Origin of the sequence: Bradyrhizobium sp. 179, assembly GCF_023073535.1 — a bacterium.
In the GTDB taxonomy this organism is placed as follows: Bacteria; Pseudomonadota; Alphaproteobacteria; order Rhizobiales; family Xanthobacteraceae; genus Bradyrhizobium.
In genome coordinates, this window is the sequence record NZ_JADPJR010000063.1 from 1 (window position 1) to 513 (window position 513).

The following is a 513-nucleotide window of genomic DNA, read 5'->3' on the forward strand; positions in this document are numbered from 1 at the left end:
AAGCTCGCATCCTTGATGTGACCCCTTGGTTGTCGGACTTCATCAGGGCCCGCGGAGATATGATCCGCGCTAAAGGCCGGACATACGATCGCAGACGTCTAAGTCGTTCGAAGTGCCAAATTGTGCTTGCCATCAGAGGCCGTCCACATACGACGACTGGGGACTTGAGCCTCTCACCGCCGAGGCGCGTCACGATCTGCTTGAGATTCTCGAAGAGCGCTACGGCCGCCGCTCCACCATCGTCACCAGCCAGTCGCCGGTCGATAAATGGCACGAGGTGATCGGCAATCCCACTTACGCCGATGCCGTTCTCGACCGTCTCGGGCGGATTAGCGATTAAGCCGCTGCGACCGGAGCTTTGGTAGACCCCACCGTTGACCATCAAAGCCCAAACGGTACGGGCCATCTTGTTGTCAAGAGCCACCGCGACAAGCATGGGCGGCTTACGAGCGAGCATGCGCTCCAGCCATCTCCCTTGCGATGCACCGCGTCGGCGAGCCAGCTTCACCACCG

General features: G+C 60.2%; 2 pseudogenes. One reads left to right on the forward strand and one right to left on the reverse strand.

The features are described 5' to 3' along the window. Window positions 1-151 precede the first annotated feature (151 nt). Window positions 152-322: pseudogene (locus IVB12_RS15395) on the forward strand (ATP-binding protein); the annotation flags it as partial. Window positions 323-355: 33 nt separating this feature from the next. On the opposite strand, the pseudogene IVB12_RS15400 reads toward IVB12_RS15395, so the two are convergent. Beyond that, window positions 356-513 (reverse strand): annotated as a pseudogene (locus IVB12_RS15400) (IS110 family transposase); the annotation flags it as partial.